23 protein-coding genes and 2 tRNA genes are annotated in these 25051 nt (G+C 46.5%); 9 read left to right on the top strand and 16 right to left on the bottom strand.

Annotated elements, in window-relative coordinates; genetic code table 11:
• The first annotated feature begins 1 nt into the window (after nt 1).
• The 9 genes from mrdA to BM359_RS00995 all read left to right on the top strand — a co-directional run bounded on the left by mrdA (nt 2) and on the right by BM359_RS00995 (nt 8370).
• Nucleotides 2–1897, top strand: coding sequence for a penicillin-binding protein 2 (mrdA, locus tag BM359_RS01035; protein WP_054487096.1), 1896 nt, complete (start codon nt 2–4; stop codon nt 1895–1897).
• Entirely contained in the window at nt 1884–3002 is a 1119-nt protein-coding gene (rodA, locus tag BM359_RS01030) for a rod shape-determining protein RodA (protein ID WP_054487093.1), read from the top strand. The genes mrdA and rodA overlap by 14 nt, the downstream gene beginning before the upstream one ends.
• Entirely contained in the window at nt 2995–3987 is a 993-nt protein-coding gene (gene mltB, locus BM359_RS01025) for a lytic murein transglycosylase B (protein ID WP_327077517.1), read from the top strand. The genes rodA and mltB overlap by 8 nt, the downstream gene beginning before the upstream one ends.
• Nucleotides 3974–4801, top strand: coding sequence for a septal ring lytic transglycosylase RlpA family protein (locus tag BM359_RS01020; RefSeq protein ID WP_054487089.1), 828 nt, complete (start codon nt 3974–3976; stop codon nt 4799–4801). The genes mltB and BM359_RS01020 overlap by 14 nt, the downstream gene beginning before the upstream one ends.
• Nucleotides 4802–4863: 62 nt before the next feature.
• Nucleotides 4864–6021 (top strand): D-alanyl-D-alanine carboxypeptidase family protein, encoded by a 1158-nt coding sequence (locus tag BM359_RS01015; RefSeq protein ID WP_054487087.1) that lies wholly within the window; start codon nt 4864–4866, stop codon nt 6019–6021.
• 12 nt (nt 6022–6033) lie between these two features.
• The gene (gene ybeD / locus BM359_RS01010) at nt 6034–6300 is read left to right on the top strand and encodes a DUF493 family protein YbeD (protein WP_054487085.1); all 267 of its coding nucleotides are present in this window, start codon (nt 6034–6036) and stop codon (nt 6298–6300) included.
• 44 nt (nt 6301–6344) lie between these two features.
• Nucleotides 6345–7010: a lipoyl(octanoyl) transferase LipB gene (lipB, locus tag BM359_RS01005; RefSeq protein WP_054487083.1), complete on the top strand. Its 666-nt coding sequence runs from the start codon at nt 6345–6347 to the stop codon at nt 7008–7010.
• The gene (gene lipA / locus BM359_RS01000; protein ID WP_054487081.1) at nt 6994–7962 is read left to right on the top strand and encodes a lipoyl synthase; all 969 of its coding nucleotides are present in this window, start codon (nt 6994–6996) and stop codon (nt 7960–7962) included. The genes lipB and lipA overlap by 17 nt, the downstream gene beginning before the upstream one ends.
• A 15-nt stretch (nt 7963–7977) precedes the next feature.
• The gene (locus tag BM359_RS00995) at nt 7978–8370 is read left to right on the top strand and encodes an MAPEG family protein (protein ID WP_054487079.1); all 393 of its coding nucleotides are present in this window, start codon (nt 7978–7980) and stop codon (nt 8368–8370) included.
• Nucleotides 8371–8383: 13 nt separating this feature from the next.
• Here BM359_RS00995 and BM359_RS00990 read toward each other — a convergent pair whose 3' ends face one another.
• The 16 genes from BM359_RS00990 to ftsH all read right to left on the bottom strand — a co-directional run bounded on the left by BM359_RS00990 (nt 8384) and on the right by ftsH (nt 25042).
• Nucleotides 8384–9499, bottom strand: coding sequence for an SEL1-like repeat protein (locus tag BM359_RS00990; protein ID WP_054487077.1), 1116 nt, complete (start codon nt 9497–9499; stop codon nt 8384–8386).
• A gap of 11 nt (nt 9500–9510) precedes the next feature.
• Nucleotides 9511–10395 (bottom strand): lipoprotein NlpI, encoded by an 885-nt coding sequence (nlpI, locus tag BM359_RS00985; protein WP_054487075.1) that lies wholly within the window; start codon nt 10393–10395, stop codon nt 9511–9513.
• A 123-nt stretch (nt 10396–10518) separates the two neighbouring features.
• A complete protein-coding gene (gene pnp / locus BM359_RS00980; protein WP_054487072.1) occupies nt 10519–12669 on the bottom strand; it encodes a polyribonucleotide nucleotidyltransferase in 2151 nt (716 codons plus the stop codon).
• 179 nt (nt 12670–12848) lie between these two features.
• Nucleotides 12849–13118 (bottom strand): 30S ribosomal protein S15, encoded by a 270-nt coding sequence (rpsO, locus tag BM359_RS00975; protein ID WP_054487070.1) that lies wholly within the window; start codon nt 13116–13118, stop codon nt 12849–12851.
• Nucleotides 13119–13214: 96 nt separating this feature from the next.
• Nucleotides 13215–14147, bottom strand: a complete 933-nt coding sequence (gene truB / locus BM359_RS00970) for a tRNA pseudouridine(55) synthase TruB (protein WP_054487067.1) — start codon at nt 14145–14147, stop codon at nt 13215–13217.
• Nucleotides 14147–14533, bottom strand: a complete 387-nt coding sequence (gene rbfA, locus BM359_RS00965) for a 30S ribosome-binding factor RbfA (protein ID WP_054487065.1) — start codon at nt 14531–14533, stop codon at nt 14147–14149. The genes truB and rbfA overlap by 1 nt, the downstream gene beginning before the upstream one ends.
• 18 nt (nt 14534–14551) lie before the next feature.
• Nucleotides 14552–17242, bottom strand: coding sequence for a translation initiation factor IF-2 (infB, locus tag BM359_RS00960; protein ID WP_054487063.1), 2691 nt, complete (start codon nt 17240–17242; stop codon nt 14552–14554).
• Nucleotides 17243–17268: 26 nt separating this feature from the next.
• A complete protein-coding gene (gene nusA / locus BM359_RS00955) occupies nt 17269–18768 on the bottom strand; it encodes a transcription termination factor NusA (protein WP_054487060.1) in 1500 nt (499 codons plus the stop codon).
• A 26-nt stretch (nt 18769–18794) separates the two neighbouring features.
• Complete coding sequence (rimP, locus tag BM359_RS00950) at nt 18795–19253, bottom strand: ribosome maturation factor RimP (protein WP_054487058.1); 459 nt, start codon at nt 19251–19253, stop codon at nt 18795–18797.
• Nucleotides 19254–19428: 175 nt separating this feature from the next.
• Nucleotides 19429–19505, bottom strand: a tRNA-Met gene (locus BM359_RS00945).
• Between the two features lie 75 nt (nt 19506–19580).
• Nucleotides 19581–19667 (bottom strand) — tRNA-Leu (locus tag BM359_RS00940).
• 7 nt (nt 19668–19674) lie between these two features.
• Nucleotides 19675–20016 (bottom strand): preprotein translocase subunit SecG, encoded by a 342-nt coding sequence (gene secG, locus BM359_RS00935; protein ID WP_054487056.1) that lies wholly within the window; start codon nt 20014–20016, stop codon nt 19675–19677.
• 4 nt (nt 20017–20020) lie between these two features.
• The gene (tpiA, locus tag BM359_RS00930; RefSeq protein WP_054487054.1) at nt 20021–20779 is read right to left on the bottom strand and encodes a triose-phosphate isomerase; all 759 of its coding nucleotides are present in this window, start codon (nt 20777–20779) and stop codon (nt 20021–20023) included.
• An 87-nt stretch (nt 20780–20866) separates the two neighbouring features.
• Nucleotides 20867–22207 carry a phosphoglucosamine mutase gene (gene glmM, locus BM359_RS00925; protein WP_054487051.1) on the bottom strand — a complete coding sequence of 447 codons (1341 nt, stop codon included), beginning with the start codon at nt 22205–22207 and terminating at the stop codon, nt 20867–20869.
• The gene (gene folP / locus BM359_RS00920) at nt 22204–23019 is read right to left on the bottom strand and encodes a dihydropteroate synthase (RefSeq protein ID WP_054487049.1); all 816 of its coding nucleotides are present in this window, start codon (nt 23017–23019) and stop codon (nt 22204–22206) included. Before folP ends, glmM begins: the two co-directional genes overlap by 4 nt.
• A gap of 76 nt (nt 23020–23095) precedes the next feature.
• Nucleotides 23096–25042, bottom strand: coding sequence for an ATP-dependent zinc metalloprotease FtsH (gene ftsH / locus BM359_RS00915; RefSeq protein WP_054487048.1), 1947 nt, complete (start codon nt 25040–25042; stop codon nt 23096–23098).
• Nucleotides 25043–25051 lie beyond the last annotated feature (9 nt).

The following is a 25051-nucleotide window of genomic DNA, read 5'->3' as shown; positions in this document are numbered from 1 at the left end:
AATGCGTCAGCGCACCCACATACGTGATCATGATACCGAAGCAGCCGTTTTTGGGCGTCGCGTTTTAGTCGCGATGGTGATTGTCGTGGCCGCTTTTGTTGCGTTAGCGTCCAACATGTATCACTTGCAGGTTAGTGAACATAATGAACTTCAGACCCGTTCCAACGATAACCGGATAAAGCTGCTGCCGCTGGCACCTAACAGGGGCTTAATCTATGACCGTAACGGCGTTTTGCTTGCTGAAAACACTCCTATTTATAGTTTAGATGTCACTCCTGAAGAAATCGATGATTTGGACACCACCCTGAGTCAACTTCAGAAATTGCTGAGCTTTCCGGATACCACTATTGATCGTTTTTATCGGAACCTGAAAAACCAGCGGCGCTTTAACAATGTCCCCCTACTGGACGACCTGAATGAGCAGCAGCTTGCTATCTTTGCAGCGCAGCAACATAAATATCCGGGCGTTAGTATTGAAGCACGGCTAATACGTAACTACCCTCACAAGGAACTGTTAACGCACGCCGTGGGTTACGTTGCGAAAATTAATCGTAACGATGTCGAGAAACTCCGTGAAAGTGGAGAGTTACCCAACTACGCAGCCAGCAGAACCATTGGAAAACTCGGCATTGAGAAGTACTACGAAAAAGAATTACACGGTGAAGTTGGTTACCAGAGTGTTGAAGTTAATAACCGTGGTCGAGCTGTGCGCACACTCAGTATAGAAGCGCCAACACCCGGTCAGGATATTGTCTTAGAACTGGACCTTGAGTTGCAACGCAAAGCGGCTGAATTATTGGGCGAACAACGAGGCTCTATTATTTTAATGGATGCAACAACCGGCGGAATTCTCTCCATGACCAGTACGCCGAGTTATGATCCTAACTGGTTCGTTAACGGTATTTCCGTCAAGCAGTATCAATCTTTATTAAACTCAACCCAAAGTCCTCTGCTTAACCGGGTTACTCAGGGCGCTTACCCCCCTGCATCGACAGTAAAACCGCAAATTGGTCTGCTTGGATTAGAAGACGGAACCATTACAGAAAAAACCCGCATCTGGGACCCCGGCTGGTTTGAAATTAAAGGTGTCGACAGGCGTTACCGGGACTGGCTAGCCTGGGGGCACGGTTGGGTTGATGTAGAAGCAGCAATTACTGAAAGTTGCGACACCTTCTACTACGACTTAGCTTTAAAACTGGGGGTCGATAAAATATCCAGCTTTATGGAACAGTTTGGGTTTGGTCAGAAAACCGGTATTGATCTCCATGAAGAAGTATCCGCTCTGATGCCATCTCGCGGCTGGAAACGAGCCCGCTTTGGCCAGCCCTGGTACGCTGGCGAAACACTATCGGTCGGTATAGGTCAAAGCTACTGGACGGCAACGCCAATGCAATTGGCGGTAGCTACCGCAATGGTTGCAAATAAAGGCGAACACCTGGTTCCTCGTCTACTGAAAGGCAAAATACAGGACGGCGAATTTGAAGAGGCGTTAATTACTCATCGCGAACCTTTAAAGTTAAAGGACAGTAATAACTGGGAAATCATTACTAAAGCAATGCGTAACGTTAACATGGAGCAAAAAGGAACAGCGCAGTCTGCCTTTAAAGACGCCCCCTATTCATCCGCGGGAAAAACAGGGACTGCTCAGGTAAGAAGCCTGGGACAAGAAGAAGAATACAATGCCGAAGATATCGCAGAACGCTACCGGGACAACGCTATGTATGTCGGTTATGCACCAGCTGATGACCCCAAAGTTATTGTTGTGGTAACCATTGAAAACTCTCTGGGTGGCGGCGGAAGCGTGGCAGCTCCGGTCGCAAGAAAAATGCTTGATCTTTGGCATACTCGCTTTAATAACGGCAATAAACAGCAGGAAAACACTAATGCTGACGACTGAAGAGCGCCAACGCAATCCGTTACTAAAGAAGCTCCACATTGATGGACCGCTTCTTCTCCCTTTGATCATCCTGTCGATTGTCAGCCTCTTTGTTATCTACAGCGCTGCAGGTCAGGACATTGATGTTGTAAAAAGACAATCCGTTCGCATTGGTCTGTCATTTGTCGTCCTTTTCATCGTTGCGCAAATTCCTCCCCGCGCTCTGTCACGTTTTGCAGTGCCTGCTTTTATTGTGGGAGTACTGTTACTAATCGCCGTACTTGCTTTTGGCGAAATGGGAAAAGGCGCACAACGCTGGTTGGATATTGGCCCGTTAACCATACAACCATCAGAGATTATGAAGTTAGCCATGCCACTAATGTTGGCCTGGTATATGAACCAGCGTCCTATTCCGCCTTCAATTTACCGGCTGTTTGGTGCTTTAGTTCTGGTTATTATTCCCACTTTACTCATTGCTCGACAACCGGATTTAGGGACCTCATTACTCGTAGCCTGCGCAGGGCTTTTCGTTATTTTCCTTGCCGGGCTCAGTTGGAAGCTTGTCACCATTGCTGGAATTACAGCTGCCGCATTTACGCCGGTTCTCTGGTTTTATCTTATGCACGATTACCAGCGCCAACGCGTATTAACTTTTTTGAACCCTGAGCGGGATCCTCTGGGTTCCGGTTACCACATTATCCAGTCAAAAATAGCCATCGGCTCTGGTGGCATAGATGGCAAAGGCTGGTTGCAAGGCACGCAGTCTCAGCTAGAGTTTTTACCTGAACGCCATACAGACTTTATCTTCTCAGTGTTTAGCGAAGAGTTTGGGCTTACCGGGGTTATCCTTCTGCTTGCCCTCTATGGCTTTGTCATTTTACGAGGCTTAATTATTGCTCTGCAGACACAGGATATTTTTAGCAAACTCTTGGCGGGCTCTTTGACACTGACTTTCTTCGTTTATGTTTTTGTAAATATTGGTATGGTTTCAGGACTCTTACCTGTGGTTGGGGTACCATTACCTTTAATCAGTTACGGGGGCACCTCAATGGTGACGCTGATGGCCGGGTTTGGCATTTTGATGTCCATTGCGACCCACCATCGCCTGGTAATGAAAAATGGCTAAACAGGGGATTCCTATGCGCGCTTTATTTGGGTTAGCTTTGCTTACCGCGACAACCAGTTTTTATGCAACGGCTCAACAGCAGTCGAGTGAAGTTGAAGATTTTATTCAAGATCAGGTTCAAGAACATCAGCTTGATGAAGACAAAGTTCGTCAATGGCTTTCAAAAGCCAACAAAAATGAAGAAGTGCTTGAAGCAATCCAGCGCCCATGGGAAGCCAAACCCTGGTATCAATATTACCCTATTTTCCTCACGGAAAAGCGTCTTGAGTCGGGTGTTAAATTTTGGCGCGAACATAAAGATACGCTTGAGCGCGCTGAGCAAGAATATGGCGTTCCGGCACAAATCATCGTTGCTATAATTGGCGTTGAAACCTTTTATGGTAGTTATATGGGCAAATACTCTGTCCTTGATTCACTTTACACTTTAGGTTTTCACTACCCTCCCCGTTCAAAATTCTTTCGCTCTGAACTTGGTGAATTTTTCCAGTTAGCCTCCGAAGAAGGCTGGAACGTCAGTGAAGCCAAGGGTTCATATGCAGGTGCTATGGGATTCGGACAGTTTATTTCGTCCAGTTACCGCCACTATGCCGTCGATTTTGATGGCGACGGTCAGCGAGACATTTTAACCAATCCGGTCGATGCCATAGGCAGTGTCGCGAATTACTTTGCGAAGCATAAATGGCAACAAGGGCAGCCTGTTGCTCAGCCACTTGATGAATCGCAAAACTGGAAAGACCTGGTCAGTGACGGTATGAAGCCAAACCTAAAGCGCTCTGATATAGAAAGTAAAGGCTATGAACTTCCATCTCACAGCGCAGTCAATGAAGAGACTAAAGTGCGAGTTTTCGAGTTTGAAACCGAACAAGCCCATGAATACTGGTTAGCGTACGATAACTTCTATGTTATTACGCGATATAACCATAGCCCTTTATATGCGATGGCCGTCTATCAGTTTAGTGAGCAACTGAAGAATGAAGTGGAATAGCTTATTGATATTACTGCTGAGTACCTTTCTGCTCAGCAGTTGTTCAAATTCGCCAACGGGTCGCTACAGTCAACACAAAGACAGCGCCCCCACCCGGCTACCTAACGAGTCGGAACTGCGTAATGCCGTTCCTGTTCACGAACCTATTAGTCCTCAAGGCAACCGTGACTACCGGGTACTGGGTAATGACTATGAAGTCATGGAAAGTGCAGCAGGCTATGTCGAGGAAGGTTACGCTTCCTGGTACGGCAATAAGTTTCACGGGCACCTGACTTCTAATGGCGAGTATTATGACATGTACAGCATGTCCGCTGCGCATACACGCCTGCCTCTGCCAACCTACGTTAAAGTCACTAACCTGAGAAATGACCGTAGCGTTGTGGTCAGAGTGAATGACCGAGGTCCGTTTCATCCGGAACGTATTATCGACTTATCCTTCGCTGCAGCCTATAAGCTAGACATGTTAGACAGTGGCACAGCTCCGGTCAGAATTGAGGCTATAAGCTTGAATACTCCCATGCCTGCTGCACAAAAAACAGCCGCAGAAAACCGGCCTGACTACCTCATTCAACTAGTGGCATCGTCAAACCCTGACCGTTTATCGCAATTAAAACACGACTTACCGCCGAAGTTTCAGGAGATTGCAACTACTGAACAAAGTCATGGTCTACATAAATTAATGCTGGGTCCGGTTTCAGAAGATGACAGCTACGATTTGCTGGAGCAAATACGGTCTTCAGGATACCCGGAAGCTTTTCGCGTAAAGGCAGCGCAAAGTCAGTCCGATACTCCTGACGCTAAGCATCATAACTGATATAATCCGGCCCCATTACGCACTCGATTCACCTTTTGACCGATAAGATAAAGATAATTCCAATGAAAAAAATTTGTCACCTTTTTACAGTTGTAACCCTATTATTCAGCTCAGCAAGTTTTGCGGCCCAGTCATTGGTTCCCAATGCGCCGTCAATTAACGCCAAAGCTTACATACTTATCGATCACACCACGGGTAAGGTTCTGGCCGAAGGTAACTCTGCTGAGAGCCTTCCTCCTGCAAGCCTGACCAAAATGATGACAAGTTATATCATTGGTAAAGAAATACTTGCCGGCCGTATTAGCTCAAACGACATGGTTACCATTAGCGAAAATGCCTGGGCAAAGAACTTCCCTGAGTCCTCAAAAATGTTCATTGAGGTTGGCAAAGAAATCAGCGTGGAAGACCTGAATCGCGGCATTATTATTTCGTCAGGTAACGATGCCTGCGTGGCTATGGCTGAGCATATTGCCGGCAGCGAAGACGCATTCGCCGACTTAATGAATAACTACGCTGAACAAATTGGCATGAACGACAGCCACTTCTCAAACAGTCACGGTTTACCAGACCCCGATCAGTACGTTTCTGCTCGTGACATGGCGACCTTAGCCAGTGCTTTAATTGAAGAAACGCCGGAAGAGTACGCACTTTATGCGGAAAAATCGTTCACTTTCAACAACATTAAGCAGTACAACCGTAATTCATTACTTTGGGACCGCAGCTTAAACGTAGACGGCATAAAAACAGGACATACCAACGAAGCAGGTTATAGCCTTGTCTCATCTGCAGTTGAAGACGGCACACGTTTAATTGCTGTGGTAATGGGGACTAACAGCGAACAGGCTCGTAAAGTAGAAAGTAAAAAGCTGCTTAACTACGGTTTCCGCTACTACGAAACCGTCAAAGCCTATAGCGCTGGCGAAAGCTTTATTTCTCATCGCATTTGGGGGGGAGACCTTGACGAAGTTGAACTTGGAATCAGTGAAGATGTCGTCATTACTTTACCGAAAGGCCAGCGCGACAAATTGAAAGCTAACTTTGAACTTGAGCAGCAGTTGCAAGCGCCATTATCAAAAGGCCAGCATGTCGGAACAGTCTACCTTCAGTTGAACGATGAAGATGTCGCATCTTTCCCGCTAGTGACTCTGCAGGCAGTTGAGGAAGGCGGTTTCTTCAAGAAAATTATGGATTATATTAAACAGCAGTTTAGTGAAGAATAAGGGTTAAGATAGATGCAAAAGACACGCTTTGATGAACTGGTAGACTTCCCTTGTCACTTTACTTTTAAAGTGATGGGGGTTGCCAGTGCCAGCCTTCCTGATCAAGTTGTCGAAGTTTTACAGGAGCATGCTCCCGGTGATTATTCTCCTTCGGTAAAACCTAGCAGTAAAGGCAATTATCATTCGGTTTCTGTCGCTGTGCGTGTAGAAAGTCAGGAACATATTGAAATTCTTTATCGATCGTTGTCAGATATTGACGACGTTCGCTACGTTCTGTAGTTGCAAGACTAGCCGTTGTTCTAGACAAACGTTATAATGACGGCATGAACGATACCTTAATTATTCGTGAATTAGGCAGGCAGCCATACGAACCCGTATGGCATGCTATGCAACAATTCACCGACCAGCGCGACGAACACACTGCAGACGAGCTGTGGGTGGTTGAACATGACCCTGTGTTTACCCAAGGGCAGGCCGGAAAGGCCGAGCATATTCTGGCTCCTGGCGATATTCCCGTTATTCAAGTCGACAGAGGTGGGCAGGTAACCTACCACGGCCCGGGTCAGGTCGTTATTTATTTTCTTCTGAATATTCGTCGCCTAAATTACGGTGTCCGCCAGTTAGTCAATCAAATTGAAAACACGGTTATCGGGACTCTTGCCGATTACCGTATTGATGCTCAAGCTCGACGCGATGCTCCGGGTGTCTACGTTGGTAATGATAAAATTTGCTCGTTAGGGCTGCGTATTCGTAAAGGCTGTTCATTCCATGGGTTGGCGTTAAACGTCAATATGGATATGGAACCCTTTGCCCGGATCAACCCTTGTGGGCTGTCGGGCATAAAAATGATTCAAACCAAGGATCTCAATGGTCCTGAAAGCTTTAGTGAAGCCGCTAATGCAGTGATAAAACACTTCACTAGTTCAGTTTCCTACAGCAACATTCTTCAACAAACGGGACTCGCTCAAGATTATGTCAAAGCCAGTTAGAGTTGAACCTGGTGTCAAAATGCGTGACGCCGATAAAATGGCACTGATACCAGTACAAATTATTCCCACAGAACGCGACCAAATGTTGCGTAAGCCGTCGTGGTTGAAGGTGAAGCTCCCTTCTTCAACTGAGCGTATTGATGAAATTAAGCAGGCTATGCGCAGCCATGGCCTGCACTCTGTTTGTGAGGAAGCTTCCTGTCCAAATTTACCGGAATGTTTTAACCACGGTACGGCCAGCTTTATGATTCTGGGTGATATTTGCACGCGTCGTTGCCCATTCTGCGATGTTGCTCATGGTCGCCCTCTTCCGCCGGACCCTGAAGAAGCTGAAAAACTGGGCAAAACGATTCGCGACATGAAAGTGAAGTATGTCGTTATTACCTCAGTTGATCGTGATGATTTACGCGATGGCGGGGCTCAGCATTTTGCCGATTGTATTCGTGAAATACGTAAGCACAGCGAAAACAACATTCAGGTTGAAGTACTTGTACCGGACTTTCGTGGCCGTATGCAAGTCGCGCTTGATATTTTGAAAGACGAGGCACCTGATGTGTTCAACCACAACCTTGAGACTGTGCCACGCCTTTACAAAGCGGCTCGTCCGGGCGCAAACTATCAGTGGTCTTTAGATTTGCTGCAAAAATACAAAGAGGCTCGCCCTGATATACGCACTAAATCAGGGCTTATGGTTGGCCTTGGCGAAACCAAAGAAGAAATACTGGAGGTTATGAAAGACCTCCGTGCGCATGATGTTGACATGTTGACTATCGGCCAGTATTTACAGCCTAGCCGCCACCATATTCCAGTTGCCCGCTATGTTCACCCGGATGAGTTTGAAGAGCTGCGCGTTGCCGGTGTTGAAATGGGCTTCAGCCATATTGCCAGCGGTCCGCTCGTGCGTTCTTCTTATCATGCCGACTTGCAGGCAGCGGGTGAAACTGTACGTTAACCAGGAAACTTGACCATGAGCCTTTTACTGTGGTGTTTACTCATTGCCGGAGTCTTGCCTATTCTAGCCAAGGCTCCAGTGGTTTATTTCCAGAATCGCGACAATGGTTACGATAATAAACATCCCAGGGCTCAGCAACAGCGTTTACTTGGACGAGGTGCCCGCGCTGTTGCAGGTCATTACAATGCCTATGAAGCTTTCCCGTTATTTGCCGCTGCAATTCTAGCGGCTATAGCCACTTCTCAGGTAACCGAAAGAATTGAGTTTCTGAGCGTTTCCTTCATTGTGCTAAGAGTGCTTTACCACATTGCGTACTTGAGCAACTACGACAAATTACGTTCACTCATCTGGTTTCTGGCAACACTTTGCCCGGTGCTTATCCTGGCTCAAGTGGCACTCTCTGTATAGTCTTACACGGCAGTTATTGATATTTCCGCAATAACTTCAAATAAAGCTCTGGCCATAGCCCGGTATTGTGCTGCTCCATCGCCGTTCTGACATTTACCGGGCGCCACGCTTGTTTATCACTAATAGCATTGCAGGTGTCAGCTTTAAAAAGTCCTATATCGCGGCTTTCTGAGCTTCCCAGGCGCCACTTATCCCCGTCTTGCTGGGCTATTTCTTTCCATGAAGGTATTTCACTTTTCCATGGTAAGTTGTTATAGATATCCTGAACTTGCGTGCTGGAATAGTACTGAGCGTGGCCGGAAACAATAATATTTAAGCTTTCATGCTCATAATGGCCGTTGCAAAATTTCCGGGCCAGAGACTCCGACATGGCATACTCATCGGCAAAGCCCAGCCAATGCCCCAGCTCATGTTGAATAACTTTTTCTGAGCTATCGGGGGTCAATGTCAATGTTCGACTGTCCGCACTCGCAATGCCCTTATCCGCCAATATCACTGTTCTGTCATGTCCTTTATCTGAACGACAACTTGCCCTACCTCGCTCATCACCAATAGAGCATGATAATTCCTCGTCCAGAGCCCAACCGACACACCAGTTACTGGTCGTAAAAGGGGAGTTTTCTACCGCCGATAAAAAATCAAGATAGCGCTTTTTTGCGCTTTGATTAGCCGCTATCACTTTAATACTGATATCGCAGTTACTATTTTTCTGATAACGCTCAAGTAAGGCAAATTTTTGCTTTAACCAAGGTTCGTCAGCACTTTTCCAACGCCGGTGCCATTGCTCAATCGAAATGTTGTCGTTTGCCAATTCAGCCATTGCAACTTGCCGCTTAGCGGTAGGGTTACCAGCAGCGACAGCCAACTTTAACCAGTCGTCGTTAGCTTTAGGGAAAGCACGAATTAAGCTTTCGATGGCAGGAGAATACTTTTGTTTGGCAGAGCGCTGCCACCAGTAATGAGCGGCAGTGCGATTTTTGTCTTGCCAATAACGGTTAGCTAATTGATATTGCGCTTTCGCATGGCCTTTATGCGCTGACCAGTTCAATGTTTGCTTTGAATTAAAGACTTGATGAGACCAGCTACTTATAACCAAAAAAGCAGAAAGTACTAACAGCCGTCCTTTCATTAACTGGCTCTTTACCGGTTTAATAATGCGTGACGAATACGCGTTAACTCAACCGACGCATAACGGTGTTCAACAAACTCATAGACATTCGTCATTAAAGCCAGTTTAAAATAATTCATAGCTTCCAGCTGATCACCTTTTATCTGCATATACTTCCCCAAATAAAAGTAAGCTTCACATAAACGCTCTGTCAGTTTTTCAGAATCACCCAAATTACGGGTCATACGTTCTAAAAAAGCCTCTTTAGAAAGCTTATCCGCATACAGCTGCGTGATCTGATAACCCCATTCGCTTTTATCAAGCTCTTCAGCATTTTCTTCCAGACTAATCTGTGCCTGTTCCGGATCATTTTCATATTCCGCTAAAAATAACCAAATAACCCGGTAAGGGTCTTCCGGTTCTTTCTCCAAATGATACTCTAAGTCTTCCTGAGAAAGTTCGGTTCTTGCATCGTAGTACTCGGCTATTCCTCTATTCAAGTAAGCGTAACGATGCTCGGGATCCAACTCAATTGCAGAGTCAAAAGCTTCATACGCGTAATCGAATTCTTCTAACTGTGTGTATTGAATACCTAAAAAATTATAGGCATCCGCTAGTCTCGGGTTATATTCCAACGCACGAGTGAAATCCATCCTGGCCAGAGTTCTTAGTCCGACAGCATCATATAGGGCACCACGGCGATAATATAGCTCTGCTCGTTGCTCCTGGGTTAAATCCTCTCCCAACATCTGAGCAATACGCGCAAGCTCTATTTCATAACGAAATTCTGCGCGCTCAGGCTCTGCAAGCACAACATTGTCCGGCAATTGATTAACTGAATTTTGCGACGCACACCCGGTCAACGCCCCTAACAACAAAAGAGCTCCGATGAATGCACTACTTGTTCGCACCTGCATAATATTTCCTTTGAATAAACCTATAGCTCTATTACAGCACACTCGAAGCCAAACAGGCAAAAGACAGACATAAAAAACCCCGTTTAAACGGGGTTTTTAACAAAGCTTAGAGAATCTTTACGATTATTCTTCGCTTTTGTTTTCTTCTTCATTAGCTGGTTCTGCAGGAGCTTCAGTTGCTGGCTCTTCTTTTTTCTCAGCAGCTTCTTTCATGCTTAAACGAACGCGGCCCTGACGGTCAATTTCCAGTACTTTAACCGGAACGACATCACCAACTTTCAGGTATTCGTTTACGTCATTAACACGTTCTTCTGCAATTTGAGAAATATGAACTAAGCCGTCTTTCCCTGGTAACACAGTAACAAACGCACCGAAGTCTACGATACGCGCTACTTTACCCTGGTAAATTTTACCTACTTCAACATTAGCCGTTAACTGCTTGATTTTCTCAATAGCGGCGTCGGCATCTGCCTGATCGCTTGCTGCAACTTTAATGGTACCGTCATCACCAATCTCAATGTTGGTATTGGTTGATTCGGTCAGCTCTCGAATGACCGCTCCACCTTTACCGATAACGTCTTTGATCTTGTCCTGATCAATTTTGATAGTGGTAAAGCGAGGCGCATAAGTAGAAAGCTCTTCACGGTGACCGCCAATGGCTTCGTCCATCACTTTCAGAATGTGCAAGCGAGCTGATTTAGCCTGCGCTAATGCACTTTCCATGATGTCGCGAGTGATACCATCAATTTTAATGTCCATTTGCAACGCAGTAATACCATCGGTGTTACCGGCTACTTTAAAGTCCATATCACCTAAGTGATCTTCATCACCAAGGATATCGGAAAGAACAACGTGCTTGTCGCCTTCTTTAACCAAGCCCATAGCGATACCCGCTACAGAAGACTTAATTGGCACACCAGCGTCCATTAACGCCAATGAAGAACCACAAACTGAGGCCATTGAACTTGAACCGTTTGATTCGGTAATTTCTGAAACCACACGAATAGTGTAAGGGAATTCATCGTGGCTAGGCATAACTGCCTGAATACCACGTTTAGCCAAACGACCATGACCAATTTCACGACGTTTTGGCGATCCAACCATACCCGTTTCACCAACACAGTATGGAGGGAAGTTATAATGCAGCATGAAGCGATTTGTGTTCATACCAGTCAGCTCGTCAATCATCTGAGCATCACGATCGGTACCTAAGGTAGCAGTTACCAACGCCTGAGTCTCACCACGGGTAAACAATGATGAACCGTGAGTACGCGGTAATACACCAGTAGCGACACTAATAGCACGAACCATGTCAGGGTCGCGGCCATCGATACGCTTTTCACCAGCAATAATACGGCTACGTACAATGTCACTTTCCAGGTCGTGGAAGATTTTGCCGGCTTCTTCTAAATCGACGTTTTCATCTTCAGCAGTTAGCTTCTCGACCATCTGCTCTTTAACTTGGTCAAGCTTACCTTTACGTTCTGCTTTGTCGGTAGTGCGGTAGGCTTCGCCAATACCTTGCTCTGCCAATTCACGAACTTTGGTCTGCAAGCTTTCATCTTTTGCAGGAGCCTGCCAGTCCCACTTCTCTTTGCCTGCTTCTGCAGTAAATTCAGTAATGGCTTTAATAACGTCCTGCATTGCTTCGTGACCGTACATAACGGCACCAAGCATTTGGTCTTCAGACAGCAACTCAGCTTCTGATTCAACCATTAATACGGCTTTATCCGTACCCGCAACCACAAGATCCAGCTTGGAGTTTTCTAACTCGTCGGCGGTTGGGTTTAGTACGTATTCATCATTAACCACACCAACACGTGCTGCGCCAATTGGGCCTGCAAAAGGAGCACCAGAAATGGATAAAGCTGCTGACGCGCCAATTAAAGCGACGATATCAGGGTTAATCTGAGGGTTTACTGAAACAACAGTAGCAACAACCTGTACTTCGTTCATGAAGCCATCTGGAAATAATGGACGAATTGGTCGGTCAATTAAGCGACTGGTTAACGTTTCGTTTTCGCTAGGACGCCCTTCACGCTTAAAGAAACCGCCAGGAATTTTACCGGCTGCGTAAGTCTTTTCTTGGTAATTGACTGTTAACGGGAAAAAGTTTTGCCCTTCACGTGCTTCTTTTTTGGCAACAACAGTGACTAAGACTGTTGTATCATCGATGCTGGCAAGTACAGAACCAGTCGCCTGACGTGCTATTACGCCAGTTTCTAATGTGACTGTATGCTGACCGTACTGAAATTGTTTAGTTATTGGATTCACGTTTCTTTCCTTTACCTTCAAAATATAGAGTATCCGGATTGATACTCGTCTTCTCTCTTTATTTATCTCGTCGCATAGTATAAGGGAATTGTGACAAAATTAAGACCCATAAGCCTAAAAAGAATACAAAAAAAGGGCCAAAAGGCCCTTTTTAAAAATTCTTTATGCGTTGGTGTGTCTTAGCGACGGATACCTAAACGCTCAACAAGTGCTACATAGCGTTTTTCGTCTTTACGCTTCAGGTAATCAAGAAGCTTACGACGACGGCTAACCATACGTAACAGACCACGACGTGAATGGTGATCTTTCTTATGTGATTTAAAGTGGTCTTGTAATTCAGCCAGGTTTTTTGTCAAAAGCGCAACCTGCACTTCAGGAGAACCCGTATCGTTCTCGCCTTGACCAAATTCTTTTACAATTTCAGCTTTCTGTTCAACAGTTAGTGACATGATAACTCCTAAGTTTGTCAAAATGATCAACGCCAATCACTAATTCAGCGTCGATATGAAGGCGGCGATTATACCCACCTAACAACACAAAAACAACTATAAATCAGCATACTCAAGAGCAATAACGCGACGCGGCCATAATTCCATGTTTTTCACCCGGCCAACGCCTAAAAACTGAGACTGCTCATTAAGGACTCGCCACTCTTCGGCTTCATTTGCATCGCTTACCGGTAAAGGAATAGGCTGCCCATGAAGAAAGTCTCTGGTCTGTGTCTGAGTTACTGTAATCTTTGGCAGTTCGCCTAACAGCAGGTCAGCTGGTTGCAACAAATCATCCAGCTTAGACTGGCCCTGCTCCGCCGCTTTTTCCAACTGCTCAGGCGTTACCATGGTCGATTCGTTAATATCGGCCACCGCATTACGATGCAAACTGGAAACGTGTGCGCCACACCCCAAAGCCTGACCCAAATCATCCACCAGCGTCCGAATGTACGTACCTTTGCTGCAACTGACTTGAAGAACGACCTTATTTCCCTCGACAGCCAACAACTCTATAGAGTGTATTGTAATTTCGCGTGTCTTTTTGGGAACCTCAATACCGCGCCGAGCGTAATAATACAGAGGCCGGCCTTCATGCTTTAACGCTGAATAAATAGAGGGTGATTGCGCTTGCTTACCAATAAAGTCCTGAATTACCTCGGCAATATGTTTAGCATCAACCGAAACCGGTTTTTCTTCAACAACTTCGCCTTCGGCGTCGCTCGTAGTCGTTCGGACGCCTAGCAAAGCTTCAACCCGATACGCTTTATCGGCATCAAGTAAGTACTGTGAGAACTTTGTCGCTTCTCCCAGGCAGATGGGCAGAATTCCAGTGGCTAAAGGATCGAGGGCTCCGGTATGACCGGCTTTTTGTGCATTATACAGGCGCTTAACATGCTGCAGGGCATGGTTTGAACTCATGCCCTGCGGTTTATTCAATAAAACTACGCCCGTGACTGCACGGCCTTTGCGTAGACGAGCTTTAGACATTAATCGTCTCCGCTGTTTTCACTGCTTTTTTTATCTCGCTCGCGTGCTTCTGCAACCAGCTTACCCATGCGAATACCTTCATTTAACGAGGCATCGTGCTGGAATTTAAGTTGCGGAACTATGCGTGCCTTAATGCGTTTACCTAACAAAGAACGAATAAAGCCAGATGCTTCATTCAGCACTTTTAACGCCTGCTTAACTTGTTCAGGGTCATCTTGAAAAAAGGTAACGAACACCTTGGCATAAGCTAAATCGCGAGAAACTTCCACATCGGATACTGTGACCATGCTAACGCGAGGATCTTTTATCTCGCGCTGCAGGATCATAGCGATTTCTCGTTGTAGCTGGTGCCGTACCCTTTCGGTACGGCTAAACTCTTGTGCCATAAATTACTGTGTCCTTGATTAAAGCGTACGTTCTATCTGGACTGTTTCGAAGACTTCAATTTGGTCGCCTTCTTTGACATCGTTGTAGTTCTTAACACCGATACCACATTCCATGCCGTTACGAACTTCCTGAACGTCATCTTTAAAGCGACGCAGTGATTCAAGCTCACCTTCGTAAATAACAACGTTGTCACGTAGTACGCGAATTGGTGCTGAACGTTTGACTATACCTTCAGTTACCATACAACCGGCAATTGCACCGATCTTAGGTGATTTGAAGACATCGCGAACTTCTGCCAGACCAATGATCTGTTGTTTGAACTCAGGCTGCAGCATACCGCTCATCGCTGCTTTAACTTCGTCAATCAAGTCGTAAATGACGCTGTAATAGCGCAAGTCGACACTTTCTTGCTCAACCAGTTTTCTAGCGGCCGCTTCGGCACGAACGTTAAAACCAACAACAATCGCATTCGATGCACTGGCCAGAGAAATATCGGTTTCAGTGATACCACCAACACCGCTACCAATGATGTTCACTTTCACTTCATCAGTCGACAGCTTAGTCAGAGCATCAGAAATCGCTTCCAATGAGCCTTGTACGTCTGACTTCAGGACAATGTTCAGTTCAGCAACGTCACCTTCAGCCATGTCCGCAAACATGTTTTCCAGTTTCGCTTTTTGCTGTTTCGCTAATTTCACATCACGGTATTTACCCTGACGGTAGTTAGCTACTTCACGTGCTTTACGCTCGTCCTTAACAACCGTTGCTTCGTCACCTGCCTGAGGAACACCAGACAAGCCAAGTATTTCTACAGGAATTGAAGGACCGGCCTCTTTAATTTCTTTACCGGTTTCGTCGCGCATGGCACGAATACGTCCGTACTCAAGGCCACACAGTACAACATCACCTTGCTTCAACAAACCGCGCTGAACAAGAACCGTCGCTACTGGTCCACGACCACGATCCAGACGTGATTCAACCACGATACCTGAGGCCATGCCGGTTTTTTCTGCGCGTAAATCCAGTACTTCAGATTGCAACAGAATTGCTTCTAACAGCTCGTCAATGCCTTCACCGGTGTGAGCTGACAGCGGAATAAACTGCACGTCACCACCCCAGTCTTCCGGAATGACTTCCAGCTGAGACAGTTCGTTTTTCACACGATCCGGATCTGCGCCTTCTTTATCCATTTTGTTGACAGCGACCACCAGAGGTACGCCAGCTGCTTTCGCGTGCTGAACCGCTTCTTTGGTCTGTGGCATAACGCCGTCGTCCGCTGCAACAACCAAAATAACAACATCGGTTGCGCCGGCACCACGTGCACGCATCGAGGTAAAGGCCGCGTGTCCCGGAGTATCAAGGAAGGTTACCATTCCGTGACCGGTTTCAACGTGGTATGCACCAATATGCTGGGTAATACCACCCGCTTCGCCGGATGCGACTTTCGCTTTACGAATGTAATCCAGTAACGACGTTTTACCGTGGTCAACGTGACCCATAACCGTTACGACCGGAGCACGAGGTGCTTCTTCACCACCTTCATGGCGGTCAGAAAGCACTTCCTCTTCCAACGCATTGTCTTTGACAAGCGCGGGCTTGTGTCCAAGCTCTTCAACAACTAAGGCAGCTGTGTCTTGGTCAAGAATTTGGTTAATCGTAACCATTTCGCCCATTTTCATCATGGTCTTGATGAGCTCACTGGCTTTAATTGCCATACGGTTAGCCAGTTCGCCAACAGTAATGGTTTCGCCAATTTTTACATCACGCTCGACCGGCTGCGCTGGCTTATTAAAGCCCTGTTGCAGTGATGAGCCACGACGAGCACCTTTACGACGCTTCTCGCGACGCGGCGTTTCATCACTTTCTTCATCTTTGCGACGACGTTTTTTGCCGCGCTTGCGACTTTTACGTTCTTCGTCGAAGTCCTGCGCGTCTTCAGCTTCCTGAGCTGTAGAAGACGTTGTAAAGTGCACGTCTTCCTGCTCTTGCTGCTTACGTTTCTGCTCTTCTTCTTCCCAGCGTTTTGCATTTTCTTCAGCTAGTTTGCGAGCTTCTTCCGCTTGCGCTTCCGCTTCTTTTTCCGCTTTTTTACGGGCTTCTTCTTCCTGTTGACGCTTCAGTTTTTCGGCTTCTGCTTTCGCTTTGTCTGCCGCTTCACGTTCTTCAGGTGTCATCGCTGCACGTTTCTCAGCTTCCGCTTTTTGACGTGCTTTCTCTTTTTCTTTACGCAGTTTCTCTTTCTCTGCTTTTTCTTTCTCAGCTTTTTCGCGCTCTACTTTAGCTTTCGCTTCAGCTTCTTTGCGCTGCTTCTCTTCTTCGCGTTTTTGCTCTTCTTCGCGAAGTTTAGCTTCTTCTGCTTCTTTTTCTTTGGCTAAGCGTTCTTGCTCTTCACGTTCCTGCTCTTCACTCGCCGAACGTTTGACATAAGTGCGTTTTTTGCGCACTTCTACCTGAACGGATTTAGAATCTCTTCCGCCGCCAACGCTTAACGTACTTTTCGTTTTACGTTTTAAAGTCATTTTGCTGGGTTCAGAGCTGCCGCCACCGCCATGCTGACGGTTCAAGTGAGCCAGTAATTTCTGTTTTTCATCTTCATTAACAGAATCACCCGCTTTCTTGGTCATGCCCGCTTCAGCGAACTGCTGAACCAGACGATCAACTGTTGTACCGACATCTTTGGCCAGCTTATCGAGCGTTACTTCTTCCATAGTCTGTTGTACCTCCGCTGATCGTTCTACTGTTCTTCATTGAACCAGCAAATATTGCGGGCTTTCATAATTAAATCGCCAGCCTGCTGTTCATTTAATTCTTCAATATCGGCTAAGTCGTCAACGCCCTGTTCCGCTAACTCTTCCAGACTGGTCACACCCTTGCTGGCTAACACATAGGCCAAGTGGCGATCCATTCCTTCAAGATTCAACAGCGTTTCATCTGGTTCAGCCGATTCCAGAGATTCTTCTGTAGCTAAAGCTTTGGTCGTTAAATAAGCACGCGCTCTGCTACGTAATTCTTCTACGATATCTTCGTCCATTCCTTCAATATCAAGGAACTCAGCAACTGGAACATAAGCCACTTCTTCTAACGAAGAAAAACCTTCGTCAACAAGCACGGTTGCAAAGTCTTCGTCAATATCTAAGGTTGAAACAAACAAATTCAATAAACGCTGAGCTTCTGCTTCGTTTTTCTCATTGAACTCGTCTTCTGTCATGACATTCAATGTCCAGCCAGTTAACTGACTTGCCAGGCGAACGTTCTGTCCACCTTTACCGATTGCCTGCGCCAGGTTATCAGCCGCTACGGCGATATCCATTGTGTGCGCGTCTTCGTCAACGACAATAGAAGCAACTTCTGCAGGAGCCATTGCGTTAATTACAAACTGTGCTGCGTTATCGTCCCAAAGCACGATATCCACACGCTCACCGCCCAACTCGCCGGAAACAGCCTGCACACGCGCACCGCGCATACCGACACAAGCGCCAACCGGATCGATGCGTTTATCATTGCTCTTCACTGCAATTTTAGCACGAGAACCCGGATCGCGGGCAGCGCCACGCAACTCAATCATTTCTTCGCCAATTTCCGGTACTTCGATACGGAAAAGTTCCAACAAGAAATTAGGGTTGGTTCTGCTCACGAATAACTGTGCACCACGAGCCTCGGGACGCACGTCATAAAGCAAGCCACGAATTCGGTCACCAGGACGTACCGACTCACGCGGTAACATTTCATCCCGGTAAATAATAGCTTCAGCGTTATTACCTAAGTCTAGGATAACGTGCTCACGGTTTGCTCGCTTAACGATACCGCTAACCATTTCGCCCACTTGATCGCGATATTCATCCACGACTTGTGCGCGCTCTGCTTCGCGTACTTTCTGTACAATAACCTGTTTAGCGGTTTGTGTCGTAATACGGTCAAACTGAATTGAGTCAATTTGCTCTTCTACGTAATCCCCGGCTTGAACCGATGGATCTTCATATTGCGCTGCTGACAAGCTAATTTCACGGTAAGGGTGTTCTAACCCTGTGTCCGTGTCTTCAACAACTAACCAACGGCGAAAGGTATCGAATTCGCCAGTATTGCGATCGATATCGATACGAACTTCAATATCACCGTCGTATTTTTTCTTGGTCGCATGAGCCAATGCTGACTCTAAAGCTTCAAATATTTTTTCGCGTGGTACCGCTTTTTCGTTTGAAACCGCTTCTGCGACTAACAGTATTTCTTTACTCATGAGTGCTGCCTCGCCAACGCAATCTTTTAATCAAATGTTGGAACCAGGTGAGCGTTTTTCACATCACGCATATTCACCTGAAGAGTATCGTTATCTACGGAAAGGGTCAGTTCTTCCCCCTCAACCGCTATCAATTTCGCTTTGAACTTCCTTTTGTTCTTCTGTGCCGCTACTAACTCAAAAGCAACGGTTTCATTCACGTAAGGCTGCATTTGTTCGGCATTAAAAAACGGTCTTTCCATTCCCGGAGAGGACACTTCCAGGTTATATTCAACGTTAATCGGGTCTTCTACATCTAATAGGGAACTGACCTGATAACTGACATCCGCACAGTTATCCACACTAATTCCTTCCGGATGATCAATGTACACTCGTAACGTCGAAAACTTACCGGCGCGGACAAACTCCACACCCCATAATTCGAAATCCAGAGCTTCTACTGCTGGCCGAATCATATCGGTTAACCGTTCTTGCAAATTTGCCAATTACTGCCTCCTGAAACAAAAAAAGGGCGCAAGCGCCCAGTGTTCTGGCTATCCTAAGATAGCTAAGGCCGCATAGCAAAAAGCCCCGAGCTGCTGCGGGGCTTTCTGAACACTGGACCCTTTGTCAGTTATTTTAGCAAAAGCGCCGACTAATGCGAAACGCTGCTACTAAAATTGGTTGCGGGGGCAGGATTTGAACCTACGACCTTCGGGTTATGAGCCCGACGAGCTACCAGACTGCTCCACCCCGCGTCCGAAACTTGTTGCACATTATACGTATTTTTCGTTTATTTTCAACCTCTGACGCAACAATCAGAGCGCTAATTTTGGTGCAGAAGGCGGGACTTGAACCCGCACGCCCGTAAGAGCACTACCCCCTCAAGGTAGCGTGTCTACCAATTCCACCACTTCTGCAAAATTTTTAGTCGATTGGCGGTACGTCAGATTCAGGATCTGATTCGTCTTCCGCTGGAGGCAACTGTTGTTCTTCTTCAGGTACTGACAAATCCGAGAAGTCTGTTGAGCTTTCGTCCGTAGAGGTCGATAAGTTACCCAACACCAAACTCAGGATAAAAAAGACTACCGCTAACCCTGCCGTAGCGCGTGTCAGAAAGTTTCCTGAACCTGAAGAGCCGAAAACAGTGTTCGATGCGCCTGCACCGAAAGATGCGCCCATACCCGCGCCTTTGCCTTGCTGTAGCATAATGAAGCCAATTAAGACTAAAGCAACAACGAGAAATGCAATCATTAAAATTTCGTACATAATTTTACCCTTGAGCAGCCTGGCAGATAGCAACAAAGTCTGATTCTTTCAAACTCGCCCCACCTATCAAACCACCATCAATGTCTTTTTGCGCAAATAATTCGGCAGCGTTATCAGCTTTAACTGAGCCACCGTACAATAACGGCATTTTCTCACCAATCGCGCCAAATTGCTCTACCAGTAACGTTCTTAGTTTTGCATGAACGTCCTGTGCTTGCTCCGGTGATGCTGTTTCTCCGGTACCGATTGCCCATACTGGCTCATAGGCCAAAACAACTTTCCCGGCTTTCTCTTTAGGAAGGTTTGCCAACGCAGCTTTCGCTTGTTCTGCTACAACCTTCCAGGTATTCCCCTCATCGCGCTGAGCTTTATTTTCACCAACACAAATAACTGCTGTCATACCTGCATTGACGGTCGCCAGTGCTTTCTCGTTTACCTTGTCGTCTGTTTCTGCAAACAATTGACGACGTTCTGAATGCCCGACGAGCACGTAGCTAACGCCAAACTCCTGCAGTTGAGTTGTCGAGGTTTCGCCTGTATAGGCTCCACTAGTATGTTCAGAAACATTCTGAGCACCTATGGCAATGTCATCATAATAACATTGACTTGCCAACTCACTGATAAGGGTAAACGGAGGACAGACTACTATCTTAACCTTCTGAAGCTGGCTAAGTTTCTCTCGCAACGCCATCGACATGGTTTTCGTTAGCTCGCGATTTCCGTTCATTTTCCAATTTGCAATCACTAGTGATGCATTAGGCATAGTTTGTCCTCTACTTCAGAGCGCGGGAATAGTAGCGAAACACTCGCCAACTTACAAGCGAGATTTTCATCGCTGCCCGCTAACTGTTTAATTTGTAGCCGCTTCAACTTCGTTCGCTATTTGCTGAGCAAAGGCTTTTACCTTGGCTTCGTTTTCGCCTTCAACCATTACCCGAATTAAAGGCTCAGTGCCCGACTTCCGTAAAAGTACCCGACCACTGCCCGACAGCGCTTTTTCAACTTCTCGTACCGCACTTTTAACATTCGCCGATTCTAAAGGCTGCTTATCGCTATCGAAGCGGACATTGATAAGAATTTGCGGCAACTTATGAAAATCGCAGCTTAATTTTTCCAGTGACTTTTGTTCCTGATACATAGCTGCCAGTACCTGCAGTCCGGCGACAATACCATCACCGGTAGTGTGGTGCTGACGGTTAATCACATGGCCCGAATTTTCACCGCCAAGGTACCAGTCTCGCTTAACCAGTTCTTCGATAACATAGCGATCACCGACTTTTGCCCGGACAAAGGGAATACGTCTTTTATCGAGTTCTTTTTCCAGGGCAAAGTTTGTCATTAGTGTGCCGACAACACCTCCTTGTAACTGCCCCTGATTCTGTGCAGTCACAGCCAGCATATAAAGGATTTCATCACCGTCAATTGGGCGACCATTCTCCGTCACCATCATGATCCTGTCACCATCACCGTCCAGAGCTATGCCTAAATCCGCTTTAGTCTCCAGTACCTTTTTCTGTAATGCCTCCAGGTGAGTTGCGCCGCATTCTTTATTGATGTTAAGGCCATTAGGCTGAGTACCAATTTCAGTCACTTCAGCACCAAGTTCACGAAGCACATTAGGCGCTATGTGATAGGTCGCACCATGCGCGCAATCGACGACAATGTGTAACCCTTCCAGAGTCATTTCGTTAGGGAAAACACTTTTACAGAACTCGATATAGCGACCAGCGGCATCATTTATCCGCTTAGCACGACCCAGCTCTTCTGAAATCACACAATCCATTGGCTCATCTAACAGACGTTCAATTTCCAGCTCTACGGCATCTGGAAGTTTGTGTCCGTTGTCAGCAAAAAACTTTATGCCGTTATCGTAATACGGATTATGCGATGCGCTAATAACAATACCGGCCGCGGCTCTGAATGTCCGTGTCAGATACGCAATGCCGGGAGTGGGCATAGGGCCTAAGAAATCCACACCGACACCGGCTGCAGCCAGTCCGGCCTCCAAAGCTGACTCCAGCATATAACCGGAAACCCGGGTATCTTTACCAACCAATACGCGGCTGGTACCTTTTGCAGCCAGCACTCGGCCAGCCGCCCAGCCAAGCTTTACGGCAAACTCAGGGGTTATCGGGAACTGCCCGACTCGTCCGCGCACGCCATCGGTGCCAAAATATTTACGCTCACTCAAAGGTGCTCTCCTTCTAAAGTTGCTGCAACCACTCTCATTGCATCAACTGTCTCCTTAACATCATGAACGCGAATTATACGTGCTCCTTTCATAGCTGCAATGGTTGCAGCCGCTAAACTGCCTGCTAATCTGTCTTTAACTTCACGTCCCGTAACGTGGCCAATCATGCTTTTTCGCGACATTCCGACTAACAAGGGTAACTGTAGTTCGTGAAACGCCTGTAGCCTTTGTAGCAACTGGTAATTATGTCGTTGAGACTTGCCGAACCCAAAACCAGGATCCAACCAAATTCGCTCTCTGCCAATACCTGCTTGCTCACAGGCAATAATACGCTCTTGTAAAAAAGCCTTAACGTCACAGACAACATCGTCGTAGTCTGGGTTGTGCTGCATGCTTCTAGGCTCTCCCTGCATATGCATTAAGCAAACTTTTGCAGAGGTTGATGCCAAAGCTTTCAGGGCGCCCTCTTCTCGTAATGCGTTTACGTCATTAATGATATTTGCACCGACCTTTATAGACTCAGTCATAACAACCGGTTTAGTGGTATCGACAGAAATTGATACATCAAAACGTTGTCGTACCGCTTCGACCAGAGGAATGACTCTATCGAGCTCTTCTTGTTCCAGGACAGCTAGTGAGCCGGGCCGAGTTGACTCCCCACCAATGTCTATCATATCAGCACCATCACTTATCAGCTGCGCCACGTGATCAATCGCATCATTTAAGCGATTGTATTCACCTCCGTCTGAAAATGAGTCCGGCGTAACATTAACAATACCCATAACTTGCAAAGGGTTGGGGTTTTTAGGCATAACTCGGCTCCGCTAATTGCTGTTTCTTATTCTTACAAAAAAGCCACCTCTCGGTGGCTTTTAAAAAGAGTCAACTTTAAGAAGTTGCATCCCCGGGCTTGTCGACATTGATGGGTCGTTCAGGACGCTCTTCGGTCTCATCTGCCTTGGCAGCACCGCCATCCGAACCATTACCACCACTGTCTCTGTCATCCCAGTCTTTCGGCTGACGAACATCTCGGCGATTCATCAAGTCATCAATTTGGTCGGCATCGATAGTTTCATACCGAACCAACGCATCTTTCATTGAATGAAGGATATCGACGTTCTCTTCCAACAGTTTTTTCGCCCGTTGATAGTTACGATCAATAACCGACTTCACTTCTTCGTCAATAGCCCGTGCAGTGTCATCAGACATATGCTTATGCTGAGTTACTGAACGCCCAAGGAAGACTTCATTTTCATCTTCAGCGTAAAGTAATGGTCCCATCTTTTCAGACAAGCCCCACTGAGTGACCATTTTTCGAGCAATTTCTGTTGCACGTTCAATGTCATTTGACGCGCCGGTAGTGACTTTCTCATCACCAAAGATAATTGCTTCGGCTAAACGACCACCAAACAAGCTAGAAATCATGCTTTCAAGATGTTGCTTGCTGTGGCTCACTCTATCCTGCTCAGGTAAGTACATAGTGACACCCAATGCACGACCGCGCGGAATAATCGATACCTTATAGACAGGGTCATGCTCTGGTACCAGACGACCCACAATAGCGTGACCAGCTTCATGATAAGCCGTCATGGCTTTCTCATCGTCCGTCATAACCATTGAGCGGCGCTCAGCACCCATCATGATTTTGTCTTTAGCTTTGTCAAACTCTTCCATTGAAACAACACGTCTGTCGCCACGCGCGGCAAACAATGCGGCTTCGTTGACTAAGTTCGCTAAATCGGCCCCGGAAAATCCTGGCGTCCCACGAGCAATCAACTCTGGCTTAACGTCGTCACCAAGAGGAACTTTGCGCATGTGCACTTTCAGAATTTGTTCACGACCGCGTACGTCTGGCAAACCAACAACAACCTGACGGTCAAAACGTCCCGGACGCAACAGTGCAGGGTCTAATACATCTGGACGGTTAGTTGCAGCGATAACAATAATGCCTTCGTTGCCTTCAAAGCCATCCATTTCAACCAGCATTTGGTTCAGTGTTTGTTCACGTTCATCGTGTCCACCACCAAGCCCGGCACCACGTTGGCGACCTACGGCGTCAAGTTCATCAATAAAGATGATACAAGGAGCCGACTTTTTAGCTTGTTCAAACATATCACGAACACGAGAAGCACCAACACCAACAAACATCTCAACGAAGTCAGAACCAGAGATACTAAAGAACGGCACTTTTGCTTCACCGGAAATGGCTTTAGCTAATAAAGTCTTACCCGTTCCCGGAGGACCAACCATAAGCACGCCTTTAGGAATTTTTCCGCCCAAACGCTGGAACTTAGAAGGGTCTTTCAGGTAATCAACTAATTCTGACACTTCTTCTTTAGCTTCATCGCAACCAGCAACATCTTTAAATGTTGTTTTTGATTGCTCTTCGTTCATGAGCTTCGCTTTACTCTTACCGAACGACATGGCGCCACGACCACCGCCGCCTTGCATTTGACGCATGAAGAATATCCATACACCAATAAGCAACAGCATTGGGAACCACGAGATAAAGATTGACGCAAGAATACTCTGCTCTTCAGGTGGGGTACCCTGAGTTTCTACATCGTTTGCCAACAAATCATCCAAAATTTTCGGGTCATACTGAGTTGGCACAACTGTTTTATAAGATTGACCATTGCGAGTCATACCTGAAATAGTGCGTCCATCATCACCAAATTCAGCACGACGGATATTGCCATTGTTAACCTGAGACACAAATTCATTGTATGTCATGGTCGCCGATGTCGTTCCGCTCGGACTGAAGCTCTGAAAAACGCTCATCAGTACGACGGCTATCACAAGCCACAAGATGAGATTCTTTGCCATATCGCTCAAAGCCTATTA

The organism is Idiomarina abyssalis (assembly GCF_900116625.1).
GTDB classification, from domain to species: Bacteria; Pseudomonadota; Gammaproteobacteria; order Enterobacterales; family Alteromonadaceae; genus Idiomarina; species Idiomarina abyssalis.
This window is presented reverse-complemented; position numbering and strand designations above follow the sequence as displayed.